The organism is Salinifilum aidingensis, assembly GCF_054782015.1.
Map to the genome: position 1 here is coordinate 1 of NZ_BAAGTH010000006.1, position 24,815 is coordinate 24,815.

General features: G+C 68.3%; 23 protein-coding genes and 3 pseudogenes. 11 read left to right on the forward strand and 15 right to left on the reverse strand.

Annotation, left to right across the window (positions count from 1 at the left end; all coding sequences use genetic code 11):
• From ACYVJE_RS09785 to ACYVJE_RS09815, 7 genes and pseudogenes are all read left to right on the forward strand, one after another.
• Nucleotides 1-179 (forward strand): annotated as a pseudogene (locus ACYVJE_RS09785) (NAD(P)-dependent alcohol dehydrogenase); the annotation flags it as partial.
• A gap of 90 nt (nt 180-269) precedes the next feature.
• Nucleotides 270-698 carry a hypothetical protein gene (locus tag ACYVJE_RS09790; RefSeq protein ID WP_461144222.1) on the forward strand — a complete coding sequence of 143 codons (429 nt, stop codon included), beginning with the start codon at nt 270-272 and terminating at the stop codon, nt 696-698.
• Nucleotides 695-2,263, forward strand: a complete 1,569-nt coding sequence (locus tag ACYVJE_RS09795) for a GMC family oxidoreductase (RefSeq protein ID WP_461144223.1) — start codon at nt 695-697, stop codon at nt 2,261-2,263. Before ACYVJE_RS09790 ends, ACYVJE_RS09795 begins: the two co-directional genes overlap by 4 nt.
• A gap of 54 nt (nt 2,264-2,317) precedes the next feature.
• The gene (locus ACYVJE_RS09800; RefSeq protein ID WP_461144224.1) at nt 2,318-2,851 is read left to right on the forward strand and encodes a YbhB/YbcL family Raf kinase inhibitor-like protein; all 534 of its coding nucleotides are present in this window, start codon (nt 2,318-2,320) and stop codon (nt 2,849-2,851) included.
• Between the two features lie 120 nt (nt 2,852-2,971).
• Nucleotides 2,972-3,619: a hypothetical protein gene (locus ACYVJE_RS09805; RefSeq protein WP_461144225.1), complete on the forward strand. Its 648-nt coding sequence runs from the start codon at nt 2,972-2,974 to the stop codon at nt 3,617-3,619.
• A gap of 39 nt (nt 3,620-3,658) precedes the next feature.
• Nucleotides 3,659-4,455 (forward strand): annotated as a pseudogene (locus tag ACYVJE_RS09810) (IS5 family transposase).
• A gap of 319 nt (nt 4,456-4,774) precedes the next feature.
• Nucleotides 4,775-6,411, forward strand: a pseudogene (locus tag ACYVJE_RS09815) (BCCT family transporter).
• Here the strand turns inward: ACYVJE_RS09815 and ACYVJE_RS09820 are convergent.
• From ACYVJE_RS09820 to ACYVJE_RS09850, 7 genes are all read right to left on the reverse strand, one after another.
• Nucleotides 6,405-6,536, reverse strand: a complete 132-nt coding sequence (locus ACYVJE_RS09820; RefSeq protein WP_461144226.1) for a hypothetical protein — start codon at nt 6,534-6,536, stop codon at nt 6,405-6,407. The pseudogene ACYVJE_RS09815 and the gene ACYVJE_RS09820 sit on opposite strands and share 7 nt — an antisense overlap.
• The gene (locus ACYVJE_RS09825) at nt 6,536-7,105 is read right to left on the reverse strand and encodes a baeRF2 domain-containing protein (RefSeq protein ID WP_461144227.1); all 570 of its coding nucleotides are present in this window, start codon (nt 7,103-7,105) and stop codon (nt 6,536-6,538) included. The genes ACYVJE_RS09820 and ACYVJE_RS09825 overlap by 1 nt, the downstream gene beginning before the upstream one ends.
• 359 nt (nt 7,106-7,464) lie before the next feature.
• The gene (locus ACYVJE_RS09830) at nt 7,465-8,043 is read right to left on the reverse strand and encodes a hypothetical protein (protein ID WP_461144228.1); all 579 of its coding nucleotides are present in this window, start codon (nt 8,041-8,043) and stop codon (nt 7,465-7,467) included.
• 191 nt (nt 8,044-8,234) lie between these two features.
• Complete coding sequence (locus ACYVJE_RS09835) at nt 8,235-8,480, reverse strand: hypothetical protein (protein WP_461144229.1); 246 nt, start codon at nt 8,478-8,480, stop codon at nt 8,235-8,237.
• A 93-nt stretch (nt 8,481-8,573) separates the two neighbouring features.
• Complete coding sequence (locus ACYVJE_RS09840; RefSeq protein WP_461144230.1) at nt 8,574-9,512, reverse strand: tyrosine-type recombinase/integrase; 939 nt, start codon at nt 9,510-9,512, stop codon at nt 8,574-8,576.
• Nucleotides 9,513-10,184: 672 nt separating this feature from the next.
• Nucleotides 10,185-11,393: a YcaO-like family protein gene (locus ACYVJE_RS09845; RefSeq protein ID WP_461144231.1), complete on the reverse strand. Its 1,209-nt coding sequence runs from the start codon at nt 11,391-11,393 to the stop codon at nt 10,185-10,187.
• A 612-nt stretch (nt 11,394-12,005) separates the two neighbouring features.
• Nucleotides 12,006-12,824, reverse strand: coding sequence for a phosphotransferase (locus ACYVJE_RS09850; RefSeq protein WP_461144232.1), 819 nt, complete (start codon nt 12,822-12,824; stop codon nt 12,006-12,008).
• Between the two features lie 102 nt (nt 12,825-12,926).
• Between ACYVJE_RS09850 and ACYVJE_RS09855 the strand changes: the two genes are divergently transcribed.
• The 3 genes from ACYVJE_RS09855 (at nt 12,927) to ACYVJE_RS09865 (ending at nt 14,988) form a co-directional block, all read left to right on the forward strand.
• Nucleotides 12,927-13,196 carry a DUF1883 domain-containing protein gene (locus tag ACYVJE_RS09855; RefSeq protein ID WP_461144233.1) on the forward strand — a complete coding sequence of 90 codons (270 nt, stop codon included), beginning with the start codon at nt 12,927-12,929 and terminating at the stop codon, nt 13,194-13,196.
• A gap of 426 nt (nt 13,197-13,622) precedes the next feature.
• Entirely contained in the window at nt 13,623-13,907 is a 285-nt protein-coding gene (locus ACYVJE_RS09860; RefSeq protein WP_461144234.1) for a hypothetical protein, read from the forward strand.
• Between the two features lie 94 nt (nt 13,908-14,001).
• Nucleotides 14,002-14,988: an NAD-dependent epimerase/dehydratase family protein gene (locus ACYVJE_RS09865; RefSeq protein WP_461144235.1), complete on the forward strand. Its 987-nt coding sequence runs from the start codon at nt 14,002-14,004 to the stop codon at nt 14,986-14,988.
• A gap of 300 nt (nt 14,989-15,288) precedes the next feature.
• Here the strand turns inward: ACYVJE_RS09865 and ACYVJE_RS09870 are convergent, their stop codons facing one another.
• Nucleotides 15,289-16,110 carry an SAM-dependent methyltransferase gene (locus ACYVJE_RS09870; RefSeq protein ID WP_461144236.1) on the reverse strand — a complete coding sequence of 274 codons (822 nt, stop codon included), beginning with the start codon at nt 16,108-16,110 and terminating at the stop codon, nt 15,289-15,291.
• 603 nt (nt 16,111-16,713) lie between these two features.
• On the opposite strand from ACYVJE_RS09870, the gene ACYVJE_RS09875 reads away from it, so the two are divergent.
• Nucleotides 16,714-17,508, forward strand: a complete 795-nt coding sequence (locus ACYVJE_RS09875; protein ID WP_461144237.1) for a hypothetical protein — start codon at nt 16,714-16,716, stop codon at nt 17,506-17,508.
• 270 nt (nt 17,509-17,778) lie between these two features.
• Here the strand turns inward: ACYVJE_RS09875 and ACYVJE_RS09880 are convergent, their stop codons facing one another.
• From ACYVJE_RS09880 to ACYVJE_RS09910, 7 genes are all read right to left on the reverse strand, one after another.
• A complete protein-coding gene (locus ACYVJE_RS09880) occupies nt 17,779-18,078 on the reverse strand; it encodes a hypothetical protein (RefSeq protein ID WP_461144238.1) in 300 nt (99 codons plus the stop codon).
• A gap of 67 nt (nt 18,079-18,145) precedes the next feature.
• Nucleotides 18,146-19,615, reverse strand: coding sequence for a SufS family cysteine desulfurase (locus ACYVJE_RS09885; protein WP_461144239.1), 1,470 nt, complete (start codon nt 19,613-19,615; stop codon nt 18,146-18,148).
• A complete protein-coding gene (locus ACYVJE_RS09890; protein WP_461144240.1) occupies nt 19,608-20,984 on the reverse strand; it encodes a family 2B encapsulin nanocompartment shell protein in 1,377 nt (458 codons plus the stop codon). Before ACYVJE_RS09890 ends, ACYVJE_RS09885 begins: the two co-directional genes overlap by 8 nt.
• 485 nt (nt 20,985-21,469) lie before the next feature.
• Nucleotides 21,470-21,727 carry a hypothetical protein gene (locus ACYVJE_RS09895; RefSeq protein ID WP_461144241.1) on the reverse strand — a complete coding sequence of 86 codons (258 nt, stop codon included), beginning with the start codon at nt 21,725-21,727 and terminating at the stop codon, nt 21,470-21,472.
• Nucleotides 21,728-21,891: 164 nt separating this feature from the next.
• Nucleotides 21,892-22,392: an RICIN domain-containing protein gene (locus ACYVJE_RS09900; protein WP_461144242.1), complete on the reverse strand. Its 501-nt coding sequence runs from the start codon at nt 22,390-22,392 to the stop codon at nt 21,892-21,894.
• A gap of 743 nt (nt 22,393-23,135) precedes the next feature.
• On the reverse strand, nt 23,136-23,390 hold the full coding sequence (locus tag ACYVJE_RS09905; RefSeq protein ID WP_461144243.1) for a hypothetical protein: 255 nt from the start codon (nt 23,388-23,390) through the stop codon (nt 23,136-23,138).
• Between the two features lie 23 nt (nt 23,391-23,413).
• Nucleotides 23,414-24,757: a TRAP transporter large permease subunit gene (locus ACYVJE_RS09910; protein ID WP_461144244.1), complete on the reverse strand. Its 1,344-nt coding sequence runs from the start codon at nt 24,755-24,757 to the stop codon at nt 23,414-23,416.
• Between the last annotated feature and the right edge of the window lie 58 nt (nt 24,758-24,815).

Below are 24,815 nucleotides of genomic sequence, written 5' to 3' on the forward strand. Positions count from 1 at the left end.
TCAACATCATCGGCAACCTCGTCGGCTCCTACAACGACCTCGACGAGCTCATGACGCTCACCGCCCGCGGCGCGGTGTCGCTGCGCACGCACACCTATCCGCTGGACGACGCGGTGGCCGCCCTCGACGACCTCGAGCATGGTCGGATCCCCGGCGGGCGGGCGATCCTCACGAGCTGAACGGCGAAGCGCCGACGACCACCCGGCGCAACAGAACCGCCTGCTGCGTCCGGGATTCGCACGACCGCAGCGCGAAGGAGAGGTGCCCTGATGGAGTTGTTCTCCGACCACGACCGTCAGACCTTGATCAGAATGCTCGAGGTCATGTATCCGCACGAGTCATTTCCCCGAGGGCCCTACGAGCGGACGGCCCAGGCCGTGTTCGACGCAGTCGCGTCAAACCCCCATCGCCGGGCGAAGTTGCGCCAAGGACTGAACGACCTGGACTCGTTGCGGCCGACCCCGTTCGTCGAGTTGGACGAAGCGGTGACGCTCACCATCCTGCGCGGGATCCAGGACGCACCGTTCTTCGTGGACGTTCTCGCGGTGGCCGGGGTCGCCTTCTACGACGACCACGAGGTGTGGGACCTGCTGGGCTACGAGGGCCCCTCCTTCGACAAGGGAGGTTACCTCGAACGCGGATTCGACGACCTGGACTGGTTGCCAGAACCGAAGATCGAACAGGAGGAGACGGCATGACACGTTTCGACTACGACGACGAGGACGTGGTCATCGTCGTGGGCTCCGGAGCGGGCGGCGGCACGCTGGCCAACGAACTCTGCCAGCAGGGCATCAAGACCGTGGTGTTGGAGGCCGGGCCGTACCTCACCGCTGAGGACTACCACAACGACGAGTGGAAGGCGTTCGCTCAGATGGCTTGGGGCGATCCCCGCACCACCTCCGGGAGTTGGCGCATCCACCAGGACTTCCCGAATCTGCCCGCATGGGTCGTCAAAGCCGTCGGCGGGACGACGACGCACTGGGCCGGTGCGTGCCCGCGGTTCAAGCCCCACGAGTTCCGCGCCCGGGAGGCGTACGGGGACGTCGCGGGAGCGAACCTGCTGGACTGGCCGATCACTCTGGACGAGCTCGAGCCCTACTACGACAAGGCCGAGATCAAGATGGGGGTGAGCCACCGCCACGGCCGCCCGCCGTTGCCGGCGAACAACAATTACAAGGTCATGGCCAACGGCGCGGCGAAGATCGGCTACCAGCAGTACGCGACCGGCCCGTACGCGACGAACGTGGAACCGTACGACGGACGGCCCGCCAGCATCCAGGACGGCTTCAACTTCCAGGGCGACAAGCAGGGTGCCAAGTGGTCTCCCCGGGTCGCCGAGCTGCCGAAGGCGCAGCAAACCGGTCACCTTGACCTGCGCCCGGACAGCCACACCGTCCAGATCCTGCACGACAACCAAGGGCGCGCCACCGGGGTGCTCTACGCCGATCGCAACGGCACGCTGCGCCGTCAGCGCGCCCGCGTCGTCTGCGTTGCGGGCAACTCCATCGAGACGCCGCGGTTGCTGCTGCTGTCGCGCTCGGCACTGTTCCCGCACGGGCTGGCGAACTCCTCGGGACAGGTCGGTCGCAACTACATGCGCCACACGACTGCCACCGTGTGGGGCCAGTTCGACAAGCCGGTGCGCATGTACCGCGGTGAGACCATGGCCGGCTGCATCTCGGATGAGTCGTGGCTGGACACCAGCCGCGGTTTCGTCGGCGGCTACTACATGCAGACGATCGCGCTCGGCCCGCCGTTCTTCACCACGTTCGTCGCCCCGGGACAGTGGGGCCCGGAACTGACGAAGTGCGCCGACGACTACATCAACACCGCCGGCATGTGGCTCATCGGCGAGGACATGCCCCAGGCGGACAACCGCGTCACCCTCAACGACGACGTCACCGACCAGCACGGCCTCCCCGCGGCGAACGTGCACTTCGACGATCACGAAAATGACGTCGCCATGCGGCAGCACGCCCAGCAGCAGGGTCGGGCGATCTACGAGGCGGTGGGCGCCAAGCGCACGATCACCACACCTCCCTACCCCTCGACGCACAATCTCGGCACTTGCCGGATGAGCGAGCGCCCCGGTGACGGCGTCGTCAACCGGTTCGGCCAAGCGCACGACATCCCGAACCTGTTCATCTCGGACGGCAGCCAGTTCACCACGGGCGCCGCCGCGAACCCGACATTGACGATCGTGAGCTTGGCCATCCGTCAAGCCGAATACATCGCACGTGAGCACCGCAGGCACAACAGCTGACCCCCGCTCCGCCCGGACGGCGTCAGCCGCGCCGAGCAGTCAAGGAGAACCACCGTGGCACAACGCCCCGACCCGTACCAGTTCCTGGCCCAAGTACCCGGGTTCACCGTCACCAGCAACGACATCAGCGACGACATCCCGCTGCCCAGTGCGCAAGTCAGCGGCATCATGGGGGCCGGCGGAAAGGACACCTCACCGCACCTGTCCTGGAGCGGGTTCCCCACGAACACGGCCAGCTTCGCCGTCACCTGCTACGATCCGGCTGCGCCCACGCCCAGCGGCTTCTGGCACTGGGCCGTCTGCGACATCCCCGCCCACATCACGGAGTTGCCCGCCGGCGCTGGTGACCCGGACGGCAGCGCGTTGCCCGAAGGAGCGCTGAGCCTGCCCAACGATGCAGGCCTCCGGCATTACCTCGGTGCCGCACCGCCCGAGGGCAACGGCGTGCACCACTACTACTTCGTGGTCCACGCCGTGGACGTCGCCAGCATCGGCGTTGGCAAGGACGCCGCTCCAGCGTTTCTCGGGTTCAACCTGTCCGGGCACACGCTCGCCCGAGCCACACTGGTGCCGATCTACGAACGCTAGAACGAGCGCAACACGAACCGGGATCAGTCCTTCGGACGAATCCGTCCGGAGGCCCGGTTCGCACCCCGCTCGACACAACTCCGATGGTGCAGACGACCGCTCGAATGCGCAGGTGGACTCGTGGGAGACGAAGCAGCGACAGCCTCCGCGGCGCCGGCAACGGTGCGCCGGTGGCAAACGACCGATTCCCTGTCCTTGGCCGACTTGACAGCGCTCTCCGAGGAGCTGGCCAAGGTCGCAGGTTGTTGCGAACAGATCCTCAATCTCTTGCCGCAGGAGCACACGGCGGCGCAGGAACTCGTCGTGGAATCCCTGTGGACCACGGCGCTCCTCTCCTACCGGCGGTGCTTCTCCGAACAGGAGCACGCCGCCGCGCTGAGTGCCGAAGACTTCGCCGAGACCGGCCTGCGCGGTGATGTCAAGCAATGGCACACGACGCTCGAACGACTCCACGAGTACTACGTGGACAGCCGGGTGAACGCGCACGGAAATTTCGTCACCGGCGTGTCCCAGGACTCCGAAGGAAACGCCAATGGTGTGGCCGTCACCTCCGCTCCGCGCCCCCAACCTGACGAGACGACGATCCGGCAGACCGGGCGACTGGCCGTCGAACTCGGCCGGGTCATCGATGAGCGAATCAGGGCGCATCAGCAGCGCGTGTACGAAGCGGTCCGATCCCTCAGCGCGCAGGACCTCTCGCTGCTTCCCGAGATCTACGTAGCGCCGCCGAAGAGCGAGGAGAACACCCAGCACAGGCCCCCTGCTTAAGAGTTTGTCTCACGTGGGGAGGTGAAGGCGGGTTGGGGCGTGGTGGATCGGTTGTCGCAGCGGCTGGTTCCGGATGAGTTGTGGGCGCTGGTCCAGCCGTTGATTCCGCAGTTCACGCCGCGTCCGCAGGGGGTGGTACGGCTCCGGCCGACGACCGGGCGGTGTTCACTGCGATCGTCTACGTGCTCACCAGCGGATGTGCTTGGCGGGACCTGCCGCCCTCGTTCGGTGTGACGGTGCCGACAGCGCATCGCCGGTTTCAGCAATGGACCGAGGCCGGACTCTGGAACGTGCTGTATCAGGCAGTCCTCGATGAACTGGGCAGTCAGGGCGAGATCGAATGGGCACGGGCCGTGGTTGATGCGGCCACGGTCCGGGCGAAAAAAGGGGATCACTGACCGGCCCGAACCCGGTCGATCGAGGTAAACCCGGCTCGGAAATCCATGCCGTGTCTGATCAGGCGGGCCTGCCGTTGGCCGTGGCGGTCTCGGCAGCCAGCACCCACGACTCCCAGGTGTTGCCACTCCTGGTCGAGGCCATTCCAGCCGTCAAGTCCCGGCGCGGGCCACGACGCCGCAAGCCCGGCAAGCTCCACGGCGATAAAGCCTACGATCAGACCGAACTGCGCCGCTGGGTCCGTGATCAGGGCATCACCGTGCGCATCGCCCGCACCGGCATCGAAGCCCGCGACACACTGGGTCGGCATCGCTGGGTCGTCGAGCGGACCTTTGCCTGGTTGACCGGCTACCGCCGCTTGGCCCTGCGCTACGAACGCAGTGCCAACACTTCCTCGCCTCGCCGCCGCACTCACCTGCTACAAGAAAATCCCCACATGAGACACGCTCTAATCGTCGGGCGTTACTGCTGGTCGACGTCCTGGCGGGCGGCGGTGCGGAGGTGTTCGGCGCATTGCCATTCGGCGTCGGTGACCGGTTCGCCGGTCTGGGCGCGGGTGTGGAGGTGCTCGCGGTAGCGCGCAGCGGTGTTCGACCGTGTGAGCGCGGTGTGTTCGGGCAGGCGGCCACGACCATCCCGGTGCCGGCCCCGGCCGCGAGCTGGTGTTCTCCGGGGAGGCCCGGTACGCACCCGCAGTTGCCGCCCGCGGTGGGCGCACCGATGATGTGGCCACGACGAACCCGCGAGCGAGGTGCATTCATGGGGGAGCAAGCGCCGAGCACGTCGAACCAGGCCACTCGAGGTTCGACCGACCGGGTCGTCTTCGGCGTCGCGGCGGTGCTCGTGTTGTTCTTCCTGGGCTGGGGCATCGCCTCGCCCGCGAGCCTGGGCGCCTTCGCCGAGGCCGGGCTGGGCTGGCCATCGACGACATCGGGTGGGGATTCGCGTTGGCCGCCACCGGGTTCGTGGTGTTCGTCGGCTGGCTGGCGCTGAGCCGCTACGGAACGATCCCGCTTGGCGGCGACGAGCAGCCGGAGTTCCGCACGCCGTCGTGGATCGCGATGATGTTTATCGCGGGCATGGGCATCGGCCTGATGTTCTTCGGCGTCGCCGAACCGCTCGCGCACTACGCGCAGCCGCCGCCGGAGGCGGTCGCGCCGCCGAGCGCGGCCGCGGTGCGCACGTCGTTGGCGACGACGCTGTTCCACTGGGCGCTGCACCCGTGGGCGATCTACTCGGTGGTCGGGCTGACGATCGCCTACGGCGCGTTTCGCCGCGGGCGGCAGCTGATCAGTTCTGCGTTCGCCCCGCTACTCGGCGAGCGGCGCTGGGCCAAGCCGCTGGGCAAGGTGATCGACGTCCTCGCGCTGTTCGCAACGCTGTTCGGCTCGGCGGCGTCGCTGGGCATCGGCACGCTGCAGATCAGCAGTGGGGTGCGCAGTGCAGGCTGGATCGGGGCGGTGGGCGCACCGGTGCTGGTGCTGATCATCGGGGTGCTGACGGTCTGCTTCGTCGCCTCCGCGGTCTCCGGCGTCGCCAGGGGGATCCAGTGGCTGTCGGCGACCAACGTGAGCCTCGGCGCGCTGCTGGCGCTGTTCGTCCTGGTGACCGGGCCGACCGTGTTCATCCTGAGCCTGATCCCCACGGCGATCGGCAACTACGTCGCCGATTTCGCCGAGATGGCGGCGCGCTCCGGGGCCATCGGCAGCGAGGTCGTGGACGAATGGCTCTCGCACTGGAGCATCTTCTACTGGGCGTGGTGGATCTCCTGGGCACCGTTCGTCGGGACGTTCCTGGCCCGGATCAGCAGGGGCCGCACGATCCGCGAGTTCGTCGGCGGGGTGCTGCTGGTGCCCAGCGCGGTCAGCGTGGCCTGGTTCGCCATCTTCGGCGGGAGCGCGGTTGACCTGCAGCGCAGCGGTACCGACGTGGTCGGGTCCGGCGGCGAGGAGGTGCAGCTGTTCAGCGTCATCGAGGCGCTGCCGATCCCGACGGTGATCACGGTGCTGGTGATCGTCCTGGTGGCCATCTTCTTCATCACCGGGGCGGATTCGGCCTCGCTGGTGATGGGCAAGTTCGCCCAGCGCGGCACGATCGCCCCGCGCCGGTGGATGATCGTCTTCTGGGGCGTGGCCACCGGCTCGGTCGCCGCGATCATGCTGATCTCCGGCGGGGACGACGCCCTGGAGGGAATCCAGCACCTGACCTTCCTGGCCTCGGTGCCGTTCGCCCTGGTCATGGTGCTGATGTGCGTGTCGCTGGGCAAGGACCTGCGCACCGACGACCTGATCCGCCGTCGCAAGCGGGCCGAGGAATTGCTCGCGAAGCTGGTGGGCGCCGAGGAGCGTGACGAGTCCGGCCCGGGCCGGGATCCCCCGGCTGGAGCTGGTCAGTAGCGCACCATCGCGGCGACCCCGTCCTCGTAGTCGGTGCCCGGCAGGATCTCGGTGAACTGCGCGTTCCCGTGCGCCGCCGAGCGCAGCAGCAGCGTTTCGACCCGCCCCTGCGCCAGCGCCTCCATCACAGGCCCCGTGCCCTGCAGTGCCTGGCCACCTGCCAGCTGCGCGGCGAGCTGGTCGAGCACCTCCTGGTGGCTTTCCACCATCGCCTGCCGCATCGCCGCGTCCACGCTCGTGCGCAGCCCGTCGAGGGCCGAGCGGTCGGTCCGGCCGCCCTCGACGTAGACCAGCCGACCGGCCGGTGGACGGTTTTCAGGTGCTCGCGCAGCAGGCCGATGGCCTTCGGGTCGCCCGCGATGAGGACGACCGCGGCCTCGACCTCGGCGGCGGCTTCCCGGACGTCCTCGGCGACCTGGGCGGGGTTCTCCGTCCACAAGTTCACCGAGCGCCGGTGGTACTGGGCGTGCGAGACCGCGCCGGCGCGCACCCGCGTGATGTGCAGGGTGGAGCCGTTGAAGGTGCGCTGGAACGACGGGGCCGAAGCGGCCGCCGGGTAGGCGTCGATGTCGGCGCCCTTGCGGTCCACCGCGACGACGACGTGCGCCAGCTGGTGGTCCCGGTCGATCGCCAGCGCGAGCGGGTCGGCCACCGGGAGGTGCGCCGCGCTGTTGCCGCGCGGCGGCTCGGCCATGGTGTGCGCCGCCAGCAGTTCCGGTCCGGAGGCGAACAGCGCTTCCCCTGCGGTCCCGGAACGTCGGTAGCTCCGCCGACCACCTCGTCCAGAGCGGCCAGCGTCTCTTGGGGGGCGTCCTGCTCGGCCAGCGAGCGCCGAGCCGCCCGCCAGCGGAGCTCGATCGGCTTCTCCGAATCGACCGCGCCGCGACTGGTGTCCAGGTGCACCGAGGCGACGTCCCCTGCGGAATCGAAGATCGGGCGGAGGAATTGGAGCTCCATCGGCCACCTCGCTCGTGTTCGGACAGCGCCACCTGCCATCGGAAACCCGTGCGACTCCGATGTCATTTCGCTCACCTGCCCCCCCGGGCGCTGCGCTCAGGGACTTCTCGCCGGAAGAGTTCTGCGCCAGGCGCGCCAGGCGAGGTGGGCGAACGCGATGATCATCAACAGGTCGGCGACGTAGGCGACCCAGCCCATTCGAAGCACGCGGCCCAGCGGGAAGACGATCGCGGCCAGGCAGATCAGCACCGCGTCCCACCACGGGGCCATCCGGCTCCGCAGCAGCAGCCCGCCGAAGACCAGCAGCGCACCGGGGAAGGCCGGCCCGGGCAACCACAGCACGAGCAGGCTCTGCGGTGGGTAATCAGCGAACCGTGCGAGGCCGGCCCGGTCGTGCAGGTCGAAAGCGCCTTCGAAGAAGCCCTGTAGACCGAAAGCGATGTTGCCGAACATCCCGATCAGCAGCAGCAACAACCACAGCCCTGCCGCGAACGGAACGCGTTCGCGCAGCCGTTCGTATTCGCCGATCAGTCCGAAAACCCAGGGCACCGTGGAAATCGCGATCAACATCCCGCCGTTGACGCCGTAGTGCCCGTTGACCCAGAAGAACGGCGACGCGGCGAAGATGATCGGGCCGAGGACGAGGGCCGCCGCCTGCAACCGCTTCACGACCATCGTCGCAGACTATGGCCGCGGCCAACGCGCCGCAAACCAGAGCGGCACTGCAGCGCAGCCTGCCACAACGCACGTCCTCGGCCGCGGCACGGTCCGGCTGGCTACGGCCCGCCAGCCGTCGAGCTTCGGATCGTACGACCAGTCCTCGCCCGCTACATCAATACGCTGCATCGACGTGTGCGGGGAGCAACTCATCCCGAATGGCGGTCGGCGACACGAGCGCGCACGGCGTTGCGGTATTCCGTGGCGGCTTGCATCAGGGCTTCCGCAGCAGCGACGTCCTGTTCGTCGAGGTCGCCGCTGTCGTTGCCCGCAGCGGCCAAACCAACGGAGACATGCTCGCCGAAGGCCCGCAGCTGCGGATTGGTTCCACCGGTCACGTGGAACTCCGTGTAGCTGTGGCGGCTGATGGGCAGCAGGACCTGGACCGTTTCCACGTGGACTCCCGTGCAATGTTCGTACTCCTGGTGGGGACCCATTATTCATGGGACGGCACGTCCGAGCGGGCAGGGCCTGGCCCTGGCCCTGGGTCACTCCCCACGGGCGTGTTCCCACTGGCGTTGGGCCCGCTCGGTCGAGGGTCGGGCGTAGCGGGCCAGGGTGCGCACGTCCTGGTGGCCGGATTTGACCATGAGGGTGGTGACGGCGAGGCCGTCTTCGGCGCCGTGCGTCAGTGCGGAGTGGCGCAGGTCGTGCAGCGTCCACCCGCCGGTGGCGGCCTTGAAGGTCTTCAGCGCCGCGTCGTAGCCGAGTCGGCCGCGCTCGGTGTCCGGGTCGAGGTCGTGGTCGGCGACGGCGCCGTGGGCGGTGCCCTTCGCGCGCCTGTGGGTGAGGAACACCGGTCCGCGGCGGCGGGTGCCGAGCAGCCGCGCCAGGGCGCGGGCGGTGCTCGGCGACCAGGTCACGCGGTCGACCACGCCGCCCTTGCGGGTGGTCGTGGCCTGCCGGTTGCGCAGGTCGAGGTCGTCGACGTTCAGCGCCAGGATCTCCTCGGCGCGGGCGGCGGTGTCGTACAGCAGGCGCCACAGCACCCGGTCGCGGAGTGCGTGGCGCTGGTCGGACAGCAGCCGCTCGATGTCGCCGCGGCGGCGCGACCGGTCCTGCGCACGTGGCAGGCTGGCGCGGTCGATCCCCGCGGCCAGGTCGCCGGTGCTCCATCCCTGCTCGCGCAGGAAGTCCGAGAACGCGCGCAGCGCAGCACGGCGGGCGTTCCACGTCGAGGCGCTGGCCTGGCCCCACTGCTGCCGGAACCGGTGCTGCACAACCTGCGCGTCGAGCCGGTGCACCGGCTGCTGGTCGTCGACGAGCCGGCCGAGCGCGGTGGTGTAGGAGCGGATCGTCTGCTCCGCGGTGCTCGTGCCGCCGGCTTGGCGCGTGGTCCGCAGGTGCTCGGCGAACGCGGCCAGCACCTCCTGAGCCGGCGGTGCTTCGCGCGGCGGCTCGGCGTGCAGGGCGGTCACGGTGCCCACGGCTTTCTCCTGTTCCAGATGACGCGTCGCGCTCGCCTGTGCCGACGCAGGATGTCGTCCCTGCTCGCCGAGCACGCTGATCCAGATAATACGTCATTATCTGGAACAAAGTGAAGATCGCTGAGGCGAGCTGGCACACCGATGTTGTCGTGGTCGGCGTGCACGGGTTTTCCGGCGCGTTGCTGCTGCGTGGCGAGGATGAGGTTGCGGTGTTGGCGCCCGTCGCCCGGGCCGGGCCGTGTGGGTACGCCGCAATGTCTGGGCGCCCGAACCGTTGCTCCAGGTGCGCGGCAGTCACGAACCCACGAGGAGGACCTGCGCAGTGCCGCGCAGGTCGATGCCGCCCGTCGTCCCGACGTTGACGAGGCCGACCTGTATCCCAGCCGGTTCCGCGACGCCGACGCGTGGCACTGGAATCGAAGAGTGGGTTCCGCTCCGTACCGCTAGCGGCGCTGCCTTGCCCACTCGGCCGAATGGAAGAGCACATGTCGAACGACTTCGAGGCGATCGCGGCTGGCGGGCGCTGATCGGCACAACCGAGCTTGTGCAAGCGGAGGGTGCCGGAGACGCGCTCGCCGAGGCGGCGCGGCTGCTGGTCGAGCACGACGCGGCCAGCAGTACCTGACTTGCGCAGATGGTGCGGTCGGGTCCAATCGAGTCATCGCCCGAGCGTCAGCACGTTCGGCCGCGGGGGCCGGGAACGACGAGCGCCCCGTTGACGATGGCAAAAAAGCGTTCCAGGCCTGGTACCAGGGTGTGCACAGCGCTCACGTCGTCCGGTAGTACGGCTAAGTGCCGTTGGTAGGCGGTGAACCCGGCTGCGTCCAGACGGGCGAGAACCTCGCGCAGTTGTGCACGAGGGGTTTCGGGCGAAGGTTGGTCGAGGAACGCTGTGGTGTGCGCCCGTTGCAAAGCGTCGGTGAGGTCGAAGCGGGCGCAGCGGTGCAGTGCTGGATAGGGCTTCAGCAGGGTCAGGGCAACGGGTGGCGGCGCGGTACGAGGCAGTTGGGATTGAAGGAGCTCGGTGATCGCGCCGCTGACGGCGTTGCGTGTGGCGAGCGCGGCAGCTTGGCCTCGGCGATAAGGGGGTCCATCGCTGGGTGTGCAGTAGGCGAGAACGGTTGGGATGCCCAGGTCGGTTGTGGCGTCGACGAGATAGATCGTGGCGCTGACTTCACGCTGGGCCTGGTCGTGGAGCAGGGCGAGCTCTTCCGGCAGGGTGCGCGGGTCGATGACCGTGGGCACCCGACCCGACATGAGGGCGCGAATCGTCAGAAGTGAGCACGCGTCACGTTCCACTGTCTCCAGCAAGGCATGGACAGCGGCCTCATCCTGGGTAGGTGCGAGGCCATAACCGGACTGGACGGAGTACCGGGACAGCCCCTGGTAATCGGCGCGGTCGCCGACGCGATCCCGGTAGACGTGTCCGTCGTGACCCGCGTACCACGGGGCACCCAGGTACAGCGGGAGCGTCGCGTCGTCGCGGCCAGCATGAAGTGCCTGGTAGGGGTAGCACGCGATTTCGCTTCCGGTGAGCTGCCTGAGCAGTGGTGCGCTCGCTTCGTCGGCCAGTATGCCGTGGGCGAGTTCCTCGGCGGGGATGAAACGCACGGCCGCGCTGTCCAGGCTCGCCGGGCCTGTCAGGAAACGCTCCAGTGCCTCGCTCAGCGCATAAAGACGCGCTTCGGCCGGGTTGTTCCCCTGGCCGAGACCGTGAGCACCCGGTGCGGGCGCACCAGCATCATCGATCAGCTCACATTCCGACAGAGACACCACACCGGTCCGTGAGCGCCAGCGCGGCCGCAGGCCCACGCTCAGGGCAACCTGCTCGATAGTCGTGGTCGCCGGGCCAGCACCACCGAGGGCCGGCGGGGAGAACACCGAGGTTTCCCCAACCGACCCGCACCGGTGAGCGCTGTCGAGCTCACCTCCGGATGGCACGCGTTTACGCGTCCCCGGGTGCCGAGTTCGTCGTGGCCGTCGTCACCTCGGCGGCCAGCGTCTCCTCAGTGGCCGTCAACCGCGTGCCTTCCGGCTGCTCCGCTACCTTCATATCGCCTTGAGCAGCACCCATAGAGAATCCCTCCAAGATCTCGTTGAGCATCCGAACGCGGCCGTGGATGCGCTGTCCGGCGACGGTATGGGCAAGATCCACCAGCGCACTACACCTGGCGCGCAGACGCACCTGATCGGAGCAGGGCCGCACTCGCCGAAGCCCTGGTCCCGGTCGTCGAGCTTGTCGGCCCGCCGGATTCGGATGCCGATGCGGCGTGGCGGGCGGGGAGTTGGTGTAGCGGTTCGCCACGGTGCGGCCGTTCCCAGTGAGCGACATAGCAGCACTGTGCGCTGGGAGTTCGCCTGTGTGAAGCAAACAGGCGGCACTATGGACTGCTCAGTCGAGGGCGATCACCCCAGGCGCTGTGCGACGCTCTCAGCGGACCGATCTTCCGGGGTGCACGCGCGGTTTCGCGCTGCCGCCGTTCACGGCGTGGCTCACCGGTGCAGGTCTGCGGCCAGGAGTCGCCAGGCGGTGCCCAGCAACGCCAGACGTTGGGACCGCAAGATGTCGTCGGGCAGGGCGGTGTGGATGCGGACTTCGCGGGCGATGGCCAGGGCCCGCTGCAGCAGGAACCCGTCCCACACCCCGGTCGTGGCGGCGTGTTCGGCCAGCAGGTGTTGGGCCACCGGGGTGCGGGTGAGCAGGGTGTGCAGCAGCGCCAGGTCCCACCCGGGCCGGCGCAGCCCGGCGAACTCCCAATCGACCAGCCGCGCGATGCCCTCGCCGGTCAGCAGGATGTTCGGCGGCACGACATCGCCGTGGGCCGGCTCGCTGGGGGAAGTGGTGGCGAGCAGGTGCTGCAACCGCGCCCAGTCGCGGTCTTCGCCCCAGCCGGTCGCCTCAGCGCGGGCCAGGTCGGCAGCCTCGTCCCGGTCCGGCCGCCACACCTCGGAATCGACCGGCGGGGCCCAGGTGTGCAGCCGGTGCAGGGTGGCCAGCGCGGCGCGCAGCTGCGGCAGGCACACGTGCTGCGGGTAGCGCTGCGGATGCAGCGCAGCTCCGCCGAGATCGTCGACGACGAGCACGCACTGCCCGTCGGTGTCGCGCAGCTGCGGCGGGCCCGCGGGCGCGGGTGGCTGCGCGACGGCGCGGTGCACCGCGATCTCGTGGGCGAACCGGCCACGCCAGTACGCATCGAGGCTGGTCAGCTGCTTGGCCACCACCGGATGCCCGTCGAGGTGGCCGGCCGTGACGAGGGCCTTGTCGGAGCAGGTCAGCTCCCGCTCGGCAACGAACCGGTCCGGCAATGGCATCTGCTTCACCCTGCCTGGTGGCAGGCAGCGGTGCTCGGCCGATCTTGTGAATCGTCGTGATCTTCATGTGGCCGGGACGGCTTGTGGGATACGAATGGCGGCATGTTGCAACATCTCTGGTGGGAGTTGGGAGATCGCGCGGGCGGGGCCTGTTTCGAGGTGGAACTGCGCGGGTCGCCGGCGCGCGTGTGTCTAATGGATGTGGGCCACTACCAGGCTTACCTCGATAGCGACGAGTACGAGTTCCATGGCGGCTTCTGCGATTTCACCCCTGTTGCGCTGGAAGTCCCTTACGACGACCACTGGTTCCTCGTCGTCGACAGCTACGACGGGAAGATCAAGGCCAACGTGCGGGAAGTGTTCGACGACTGAGTGCGTGAGCGCGCTGCGCGGTAGCGTCGGCCGGGATGCAGCGGGTCGCGGTGTTGGGAAGCGGTGGGGCGGGCAAGTCCACGTTCGCCCGCGACCTCGCGCAGCGTCTCGACGTTCCGCTGGTCGGGGTTTGAGGAACATCCGAATTCTGCATCTGATCCCCGAATCGGCGGAGTCGACGGGCACCAACAGTGATTTGGCATGCGGGTGTGGTGACGCAGGCGCCTCCCAACAGCGTTGTGGGATGGGTGGTGCCTGCGCTTCCTCTCTACGGTCAGGATCACGAACGCGGCGATCTCGCCTGGTAACAGGCTGGAGACACCCGCGCCGATCTCCTCTCCCGCCGCACGCCCGACCAGGGTGTGTGCGGTGCGAGCTGACCGTTGGAGGAATTCGTGATGACCGCGGCCGTTTCGCACCCGTTCGGTGAGATCGCTGCAGGAGCACCCGTTGCCGCGCATGCTCGATGCCGGGCTGCTGGTCACCCTCAACTCCTGCGACCCGCCGATGTTCGGCACCGACCTCACCGGCGAATACCGCACTGCTGCGGCAATGGGACTCGACCGCGCGCCCCTGGCCCAGCTCGCCCGCAACGGCGTGCACGCCAGCTTCGCCGAACCAGCACGCAAAACTGCGCTGCTCGTCGAGATCGACGCCGCCTCGCCCCCGAACGCCGCAGCACCCGGAACCGGAAACGAGGACCTGCTGTGACTGCACAGCTGCCGAGCTGGTTCCGTGCCCCACTGGCGATCACCGCACGGGAGAACTCATGATCCCACCTACACATGGACACTACGATCATGCTGTGCCTGGTCAGAAAGTTCTCGTGACCGGCAGCGCCGGACATCTCGGTGAGGCCCTGGTTCGGGTCCTGCGCGATCAGGGCCGCGAGGTCGTGGGCCTCGACGTCGACAGCTCGCCGTTCACTACCGTGGTCGGGTCGATCACCGACCGTGAGGTAGCTCGGGAGTGCCTGCGCGGTGTCGACACCGTCCTGCATGCCGCAACGCTGCACAAGCCCCATGTCGGCTCGCACGAGCAGCAGGCGTTTGTCGACACGAACATCACCGGCACGCTGGTGCTGCTCGAGGAGGCCGTCGCCGCCGGTGTCGCACGCTTCGTGTTCACCAGCACCACGAGCACCTTCGGGCATGCGCTGACCCCTGACGCGGGAGAACCGGCTGCCTGGATCACTGAAGACGTCACCTCGACCCCGAAGAACATCTACGGCGTGACCAAGACCGCGGCCGAGAATCTCTGCGAACTCGTCCACCGCGAGCACGGCCTGCCCGTGGTCGTGCTGCGGACCTCGCGGTTCTTCCTCGAACTCGATGACCGCGACGACGTCCGTGCCCGCTACACCGACGCGAACGTCAAAGCCAACGAGTTCCTCTACCGCCGCGTCGACGTCGCCGACGTCGTCGATGCCCACATGGCGGCGGCGCAACGAGCGCCGCAGCTCGGCTTCGGGCGCTACATCATCAGCGCCACCACCCCGTTCGATCCCGATGATCTCGCCGAACTCGGCCAGGACGCGGCTGCCGTGGTACGTCGTCTGCTTCCGGAGGTGGACGAGGTGTACGCGCAGCGGGGCTGGACGCTGTTCCCGCGGCTCGATCGCGTCTACATCAACGAACGCGCCCGCGTCGAACTGGGTTGGAGGCCCCGCTACGACTTCCGCCACGTCCTCGACCGCATCGCCGCCGACGACGATCCCCGCAGCCCACTCGCCCGCGCGGTGGGCGCCAAGGGCTACCACTCCGTGTCCACGGGGGTCTACACCGTCCGGTAACCCGTTGGAGCCTCAGGAGAGGTGTCTTCACCGTTCTTTGGTGTGTTCAACGTTCTGCGTACCGCCTCAGAACCGATCGTTCACGAGACACTCCCGATAGGGAAGCGTTTCCGCAGGCCACATCTGTCACGCAACCCGTGTCCGCGCCAACGTCCAGGCTCGGCGCGTCGCTTCGTCGGTTCGGCTGCACGACGAGCTGGGCGCATCTCGCTGCCGCCACGAGGTCCGTCGATGTTGCCGCCTGGTCCAGCTGGACGAACGCTTTGCGTAGGTCACTGCTGGTCACGGCGCCGCCTCTGCTTACCGGCGCGGGTGGGCGACGGCGGCGTAGAAGGTGGCGTTGCGCGGGTCGTTGTCGGGGGCGAGGGCGGGTTCCGGTCGCCAGCACGCCGGGTAGGTCAGGCCGGGGTCGACGAGGGCGAACCCGCTGTCCCCGAGCAGCTGGTGCTGTTCCGCGTGGCTGCGCAGGAGCATCTGGTCGTCGTCGGCGACGTCGGCGTTGAACACGGCCACGGTTTGGGCGAGCTGTTCGGGGAAGTCGTCTCCGGTCATGTGCGAGAACACCAGGTACGAGCCGGGTGGCATCGCCTCGCGGTAGGCGCGCAGGATGCCGACCGGATCGTCGGCGGGTTTGAGGTAGTGGGCCATGGCCACCATGAGCACCGCGACGGGCTCCTGGTCGTCGAACAGGGCCTGCACCTCGGGCTGGTGGAGGAGGTGCTCAGTGTCGCGCATGTCCTGCTGCAGCATGGTCACGCCGGCCACTCCGTCGAGGAGTCGGTAGGCGTGGGCGGCGGCGACCGGATCGTTGTCGACGTAGACGATGCGGGCGTCGGAATCGTGCTGCTGGGCGATCTCGTGGACGTTGCCGACGGTTGGCACTCCCGAGCCCAGGTCGAGGAACCGACGGATGCCGTGCTGGCTGCAGAAGCGCACTGCACGGCGCAGGAAGTCCCGGTTGTCGCGCGCGGGCTGCGGGGTCGAGGGGAAGATCTCGGTGATCTGATCCAGCACGGCGCGGTCGGCGGCGAAGTTCTGCGCACCGCCGAGGGCGTAGTCGTACACGCGCGCCGGGCTCGGCACGGACGGGTCCACTGCGGGAGGAAGAGCCTCAAGATCCATCCCGGCGATCGTGCCAAATCCCGCTGCGCCGCACGAGATGCTCGCCGAGTGACCTGCGCACAGCGCTGCCCACCGCACGGCCCCCGAGCAGGCCGTGACCGCCCTGGCGGAGCTGCATCGGGCGAAGCCGGGATATCGGTGCCCTCGCCGATGCGCTGCTGCTGGCCGCGCGCCGGCAGGGCGCTAGTCGGTACCGCGAGCGAGGTGTCAATACGGATGGACTTCGCAGTACGCTCCTTCGCGGTCCCTATGTGGTCCCGCAAAGACCACGCGAACAACAAAACGCCTGGTCACTAGGGCCGCGGTTGGCAGTCTGTAAATCAGCCGGCACTGCCTTCAGAGGTTCGAATCCTCTACCCGGCACCCAGCACCGACGACCCCGTGACCTGCGAAGACAGGCCACGGGGTCGTTCGCGTGCGGTCCGGCCGTGTCCGGCCGTGTCCGGCCGTGTCCGGCTGAGTCCGGCTGTGTACGGCTGTCTGTCCCCTATACGGTCCCCAAGGGGTAAGCGCCGTAGCTGCGTCCTCCGCGCGCTCGCTCACCGAACGGAACCACCTCATGTGAGGCTGCACTGATGTGATCATGGCCCCGTGCGGGGAGCAATGGTCCGGAAAGCGGTGGCCCGGTTGAAGCGGGCACGCGTCTCGACGTGGGTCCTGCTGACAGCGGTGGTACTCCTGTCCGGTGGGCTCCTGCTCTCGGTGCCCTGGTCGGCGGTGGCTGCTTGGAGCGTGGACCTCCTGCGAGCTTGGGGGAGTGCTGGTCCGATCACGCTCGCCGGGGCTCTCCTGCTCCCGGCGGTTGCGATTCCGCGGGCGGTGACGCGCGCCCGTCGCCAGAACCGCGCTGCTGGCCGGCAGGCGTCGGTGCGGCCGATTCCGATGTGGGGGATCTGGCTGGGCGCGGTCGTGGTGGTGCTCGTGGGCGTGTTCGCCGCCGCGGTGCTGATGGTGGTCTTCGGCAGCGGCACCGCCGAGGACCAGATCCGGCTGGAGGTGATCAAGCTGGCCGGCACCATCGCCCTGGGTGCCGGTGGAGGGGGCGCGCTGTTGTTGACCGCGCGCCGACGACGGGCGAAGAGTCGGCCCGTCGTCATGTCATCCTTGCCAGCCTTCGGGGCGGGGCACTTTGAAGGCGCTGTGGACCGTGCCGTTGGTTTTCGCACCGCCGGCGATGACGGAGTGCAGGATGCCGTTGTAGACGAGGTCCCACATGTGTTCTGCATGAACCAGGTGGTCATCTCGAACCGGGACGACTTGCGCGGTGGGAAAGTCGGACCGCTGGGTGACGCCGAAACCGTAGGCACCGACGAATGCCTGGTATTGCTCACCGCTCCACCACAGGGCCCCGGGCAGCGTTCGGTGGCGGTGACGCCGAGGTCCCACTCGATGCCGTAGACGAGGTGCCCGAAGCTGATGAGGATCGCCCGACCGTTGCTGATCACGAGAGTCTCGATGCGCGTCATCGCGGACGGCGTGGGAAGGAAGCTCGCAGGAGAGCCCGTCGGCTTCGGCGCGACCCCTTCAGGCGGTTGAGCGGGAACGTCTTGTCGGCCTCGGCGATCGGTGCTTCTCAACGCGCGGCTGGACGTCGGGCGGCCCCGGCGCTGGTCGGTGCCACGCGTTCCTGGTCGGGGCAGCCCGCACCGGGCTGCCCCGACCAGGACGTCATCCGGTCTGCGCCGTTTCCCTTTGCATGAGGGCGGCGACGTGCTGCTGGTTCTCCCAGTCCTCGGCCAGCGCCTGGGCGTGCTGCTCGGCCTCCGCCAGGGCTGCCGACAGCTTTGCCCAGCTCTCGCTCGGCGTCACGCCGTCGGGGAGTTGGGCCAGCTCCTCGTCGGAGAAGCCCTCGACGTGCACGACCTTTCCCAGGCCGTTGACGATGGCGCCGTTGACTTTGGCAGTGCCGTTCAAGATGGCCTCTCCTGCCTTCTTGAAGCCGTTGCCGATGTCGTCGAAGATCGACACGTTCATCTCCTCTCGGCGGTCCGTGCGGCAGCTGGAGCGTGCTGCCGCGGCGCCGGGGCTTAGTTGATCATGGTAGCTCGTCGGTGGGATGCGGGGCATGTTCACTCGGAGGTGCTTCGCGCTGGAGCCGCTGCAACGAATCGACCAGCGCGTCCACGTCCTGCGCGGTGTTGTACAACGCCAACGACATCCGGACCGCGCTGTCCAATCCGTAGTGCCGCAACGTTGGCTGCGCGCAGTGGTGCCCGGCCCGCACGGCGATCCCGTCCCCGTCGAGGTGCTCGGCGACTGCGGCCGGGTCCTGCCCCGCCACCGTGAAGGCCAGCACGCCGATCCGCTCCGGAAGTGAACCCACGAATTCCAGCCCAGGAACCGCGGCGAGGGATCTGCGGGCGTAGTTCGTGAGCTCGTGCTCGTGCTCTGCCACGGCCTCCCGGTCGAAGGATCGCAACCAGTCCACAGCGGCGCGCATTCCGACGGCTCCGGCGATGTTTCCCGTGCCCGCTTCGAACCGGTACGGGATGGGCGCGTACGTGGTGTCCTCGAAAGTCACTGTGTCGATCATGCTGCCCCCGCCCTGCCAGGGCGGCATGCGTTCGAGCAGGTCCCGCTCCGCGTACAGCGCACCGATTCCCGTGGGGCCGAAGAGCTTGTGCCCGGAGAAGACGTAGAAGTCGGCCCCCAGCTCCTGCACGTCGACGGGCAGGTGAGCGACCGCCTGCGCTCCGTCTACCAGCACCCGGGCGTCGTAGCGGTGGGCCAGTGCGGCCATCTCCTGCACGGGCTGGGCACCACCGAGCACGTTGGACACCTGGCTGAGCACGACCAGTTGGGTCCGGAAGGAAAGCAGGTCGGCGTAGGCCTCCTGGTCGATCTGCCCGTCCGAGAGCAACGGCACCGGCACGACCCGGGCCCCGCGCTCCTGGGCGAGCAGCTGCCACGGAACGATGTTCGAGTGGTGTTCCAGCACGGGCACCAGGATGTCGTCGCCGGGGCCGATGTTGGCCCGTCCCCAGGACTGCGCGACCAGGTTGATCGCCTCGGTGGTGCCGCGCACGAAGACGATCTCCTCCGGCTGGTCGGCCCCGAGGAAGTCGGCCACGCTCGCCCGGCCGGCCTCGTACACCTCGGTCGCCTCCCGGGCCATGGTGTGCGCACCGCGGTGGATGTTGGAGTTGGTGGCGCCGTAGTGCTCGGACAGCGCCTCGATGACGTGCCGCGGCTTCTGCGTGGTGGCGGCGTTGTCCAACCACACCAGCGGGCGTTCCTGCACGGTGCGGTGCAGGATCGGCACGTCCCGGCGCGCCTGCCACGGGTCGAACGCCGGCACCCGGTGCTGGCCGCGCGGTTCCGTCCTCATGGCGACCGGGGCGCTGCTGGCGGCGAGCGCTTCCGCACCGGACAGCATCGCCTCGGGGGATGCCGAATCCGGGCAGGCAGCATCGGGGAACGCGGCTGCGGCCGACGTCGCGCCGGGCAGCGCCGACGGCGGCACGCCGCTCGCGGTGGCGCGCCGCACCATGTCCTGTTCAGTCATGGTAGTGCGACACCTCGACGTTGCGCAGCGCCGCAAGCGCGTCCTCGACCAGCACGGCCACGTTGAAGTACGCCGTCATCAGGTACGAGGTGATGCCTTTGCGGTCGAGCCCCATGTCCCGCATCGCCAAGCCGGGCTCCACCTCGTTTTGGACCGACTTGGGTCGCAAGCCGACCACGCCGCGGTCCGCCTCGCCGACGCGCATGAGCAGGATTTCGGTCGTGCCGGCACCGGCCGGCCCCTTGAACGGCACCTTGTCCGACGGCAGCAGGGGGATGCCGCGCCAGGTCAACAAGGGACTGCCGAACCGCGTGTCGGTGACCGGGGGAACGCCGCGCAGGGTGCACTCGCGGCCGAAAGCGGCGATGGCGCGAGGATGCGCCAGGAAGAAGGACGGTTGTTTCCACACCCGGCTGAGCAGCTCGTCCAGGTCGTCCGGTGTGGGCGGGCCCGTGCGGGTCTGCACGCGCTGACCGGGGGCGACGTTGCGGAACAGTCCGAACTCGGGGTGGTTGAGCATCATGGCTTCCTGCCGCTCGCGCAGCGCCTGGATGGTCAGGTCCGCCTGTTCGCGAGTCTGGTCCATCGGCTCGCTGTAGAGGTCGGAAACGCGGGTGTGCACTCGCAGGACCGTCTGCGCGAGGCTCATGTGGTACTCGCGGGGCGCTTCCTCGTATTCCACGTAGGTACCCGGCAGGTCCGGTTCGCCGGCGTGGCCGGCAGCAAGATCCACCGGGGTCTCGGCACCGTGCGCCGGCATCTGCCCGGCGAGGTAGGCCTCCACGGCGGTCCGCAACGCGTCGTCGCGGTCCGCGAGCTCGGCCAGTGCGGAACGTTCCAAGCACAGCGCGGTGCCGGCGGTCAACGCCGTCACCCCGCACGGCAGCGGTTCGGACCGGGTCCAGGAGTCCAGATCGAAGAATTGGCCATCCGCGATGACATCGACCCGCGCGGTCTCGTCGTACCGACCGGTCGTGGTCTTCTCCGCACGTCCCTGCACCAGTACCCACAGCTGCTCCGACGGGCTCCCCTCCACCCCGAGCACTTGACCGGCGGTGAAATCGACCCGCGTGAACGCCTCGGCCAGCGTCGTCAACAGCGCTTCGTCCACCTCGCGCAGGTAAGGCACCTCGCGCAGCTCCTCCGGCGCGATCCGCGGGGTTCCACCTTCGGTGGTGGTGTTGATGGCGTCGTCACCCAGCAGCACGGTGCGCCGGCGGTTCACCCGGTACACGCCCGACGGGGCGTCCACCCAGGGCAGCGCGCGGAGCAGGTATCGCGGGCTGATGCCGCGCATCTGGGGCTTGGTCTTCGTCGTGGTTGTGAGCTGACGTGCGGTATCGGGGCTGAGACTGCGGCGGTCGGTCATGGCTTCCCTTTCCTGGGACGGTCGCTGCTGCGGAGCAGCGTGGAAGTTCAGCAGTCAACAGGAATCCGGCGTCGTCGCGGCGGGGAACGAGAGAGCTTCTCCGTCCGATCTGGCGCGGACGACGCGGGATCCACCACTGCGCCTTACGGTGCCGAAGGGATGCGGCGCTGCGGCCGGCTCGAAATCCAGCGGCTGATAACCGCTTTCCGGGTGAACGCCATTATCTGGAACAGTTCGGGATGAGCTCGAGGTCGAACTCGCGGCGCGGGAGTGGATCGCGGGAACGGTGGAGGCCGCGCTCGCACGCTCCCCGCGGTGGCGGTTCCTTGCTGGCCTCCCGGAGTGCCACTCGCATCGCACGCGCGCCCGCTATCGAGCCTGCGGGCCGGCTCCACCGGGATCGCTCTGCTCTGCGCCTCAGGACAGCTTCAGGAGTACGGGGGCAGCAAGGGATGATCTCGATGCTGGAACCATCCCTCGCTGCGTCACCCGCGCGTCTTGCCCGCAGCCCGGTCCTCGGCTGCCATCTCGCGTTCGATCCCGTCCTGCACATCCGGGTCGTCGACGTCCTTACCAGCAGCCCGGGCGGCTCGGTACTTCTCTGCCAACCGGCGTTCCTGCATTCGGTCTTCGGCCTCCTGCGTCGCCTCCTGCCGCGCCTCGTCCGGGTGCTCCTTCCTGTGCTTGGCCGCTGCTGCTGCGGCCTGGGCGAGCCCTTCTTCGTCGTCGTGCAATTCCGACATCCGTGTCACCTCGTGTTCTGTCGATGCTCGTGGGCGCGAAGCAGCGGGGGAGAGAGCGTTTCAGCGGTGTCTCGTGTACCGACGAAGCCGCGCCACGAACGTGTCCGGCTCGCCGGGGCGGCGGCGCATGATGACCTAGCCACCGCCCCGACGGAATTCCTCGATCAGTTCGGGATGATGTCCTTGTGCGCGCGATCGTTGAAGTACCAGAGGCGATCCGCCGAGGAAATCTCCCTGTTGCGCACAACGTAGTCCCAGGTTCCGCCGTAGTCTTGGACGCACAGGACGACTGACGTGTCCACGTGCGAGCAGAGCTTCACGAGATGCCCTTCGCCGGCGACGTCGCGCCACACGCGCCACTTCTGCCGATCCGAGTCGTTGGCCTGCTTGAGCAGAGCATGGTTGCCATCGGCATCGGGATCGTCGTTACCAACGTCCACGCGGAACGTCTCGTTGTCGTCCGACTGCTCGATGTGGATGATGTCGTTCCCGTATTCGTCCTCGCCGACTTTGACCGTGTTCCACCGCTGCGGACGGGTCGTGTCCCAGTTCGAGTAACGAGTGACGATGATGCTCCTTCCGTCCGCGAGACCTCCACCGTAGACGGACAGCCGGCCCCCGTTGAGGCGGTTGAGAACGAGCGCGTCCTGGTACCCATATGCCATGGGAAGCCTCCAATTGCAGGAGTTGCTGCGACGCCTCAGGACGCTACAGACGCTCCGTTCGCCGGATAAAGAAGTTGTTGATCATGCCGTCCGAATGGCCGAGTGATCATGAGCCCGCAGGCGAACCACGCCACCGCACGTGGTCTTTGATGCATGCCGCACATCACAAAAGATCACTCCGCATGGGGAGTAGGAGCGACGCCGCCCCCGACACCGGAACGGCCGTGCAGTTGCTCGGACCACCCGCCGAGTCACTGCCCTGCGGCCGACCCCACAGGGGAGGACTAGTCTGTACCGCGAGCGGCATCAGTGCGGACGAACGTCGCAGTCTTCGCCTCCGTGGTCCCCATGTGTTCCCGCAGGGACAGCGCAGGCAGCGAAACGCCTGGCCACCAGGGGCGCGGTTGGCAGCCCGCAAGTCAGCCGGCACTGCCTTCAGAGGTTCGAATCCTCTACCCGGCATCCAGGGCCGACGGCCCCGTGCCCTGCACCGGCAGGCCACGGGGTCGTTCGCGTGCGGTCCGGTTATGTCCGGCTGGTGAATTTCCCCGGTAGTTCGGAGGCTTTGGTGGGCCCCCGGGGCGGCTCAGCAGCCTGACCCGAAAGCGGCGCGGAGACCGCGATACTCGTACAGCCCCAACGCCAACCGCCAACGAGGTTGGACCGAACTGCCCCATCGCCGGTTGAAGAGGCGTTTCCGCCAGGAGCGCCGCTTCGTCCATGGCTGCGGCAGTCTATTCAGCCTATTCGGAGGCGCCGGCTTCAGCGGGGATTAGGTAGCTGTTGACGAAGCCTGACAGCCCGAACACGACCGCGGCGGTGATACTGGGGATCAGTAGCGTGTCGGAGGTCCAGGTGATCCAGTCCGGTCGTAGTAGGAGCACTCCGGCGAGCTGTATCGACACCAGCAGTGTGGCCAGGGCGAGGAACACCAGCAGGGTCGTGATGAACGCCGCTCGGCACGCGGCCTGCGTGCGAGTGCGCAGCGTGGTCGTCATGTCGTGTCCTTTCGCGGCGAAGGTCAGGTGAGCACGGGCAGCACGCCCCAGGCGATCAGACAGCCGATGAGCATGATCGGGAGCATGTAGTAGCCGATCAGGGGCAGGAACATCTTTTCTGGTTTGGCGCCGGTGATTCCGGCGGCGACGAAGATCGAGCCGGAGGCTGGTGGTGAGGCGCCTTCGGTGGAGGCGAAGACGAGGATCGCGGTCACGGCCAGGACCGGGTCGACTCCTACGGATACCAGCGCGAGGAGGGAGACGTGGCCGACGGCGGTGAGTGTGGCGGTGGAGGACAGGGGGCCGGCGATCACGGCGATGAGCACGCCCACGAGTAGGGCCATCACGTACTTGTTGAGGTGCACGTCGCTCAGGATGGCTTCGATGTCGCCGGCGAGTCCGAGGTTGGTGAGGGTTTCGCTGGCGGCGACGGCGAAGAACAGCAACGCGCCGATGCTGGTGAAGCGGGGCATCGCCGCGGCGAGCCAGTTGGCCCAGGCGCGGGTGTCGCGGGGGAGCGTGCGTCTGCCGATGAGCAGGGCCAGTGCGGTGACCAGGACGGGGATCCAGGTCAGGATGGAGATGTCGTCGAGCGATGCGCCGAGCAGGTTGTTGTTGCTCAGGGCGGAAGCGATGGGGCCGACGGTGATCGCGATCGGGACGAGGGCGCCGAGCACGATGGTCAGGGCCGCTCCTCCCTCGCGCAGTGCCCGGGACAGCGGTTGGAGCTCCGCTGAGGGGGCCCGTTGGATGCCGTCGCGGCGTGCGAGGTGGGCGATGAGCAGTACTCGCCACGCGAGCTGATAGATCCCGGCGCACAGCAGGGCCAGGTAGATTTGGCCGGTGGTGACTATCGAGCCGGCGAAGCCGATCATGATGACCATGGATGAGCTGGGCGGCATCGCCGCGCCGAGGCCGCCGTTGCCGGCCATGAACGTGGCGCTGCGTTCGGGGCTCCAGCCGGTGCGGACCATCCAGGGGCCGGTGAACGAGCCGGTCGCGGCGGTGTTTCCGGAGTTCGACCCGGACAGTGCGCCCATGGCGGCCGATCCGGTGGCGTCGACGAGGACGGGGCCGCCCCGGATCCGCCCGACGAGCGAGTTCAGGATCGTCAGGATCTTGCCGATGAGCCCGGTCCGGTCGACGACGTAGGCCATGAACACGAACGCCATCGCCGCGTACAGGACTTCCTCGTCGAGGGCGCCGCGCAGGCCGGTGACCAGTGCCCCGGGAGCGTCGGGGCCGGCGAAGGCCGCGATGACGAGGAAGCCGAGCAGCATGGCCTCGCCCATGTTCCGCTTGAATGCGACGTTCCAGATGATGATGACGGCGATGAAGGCGCCGAGTGCGATGAGCCCGGTGGGCATGGACAGTTCCCCTCTGCGTCGTTGGAGCGGGGGCGAGGGCGATTGCCGGGGCGCCGAG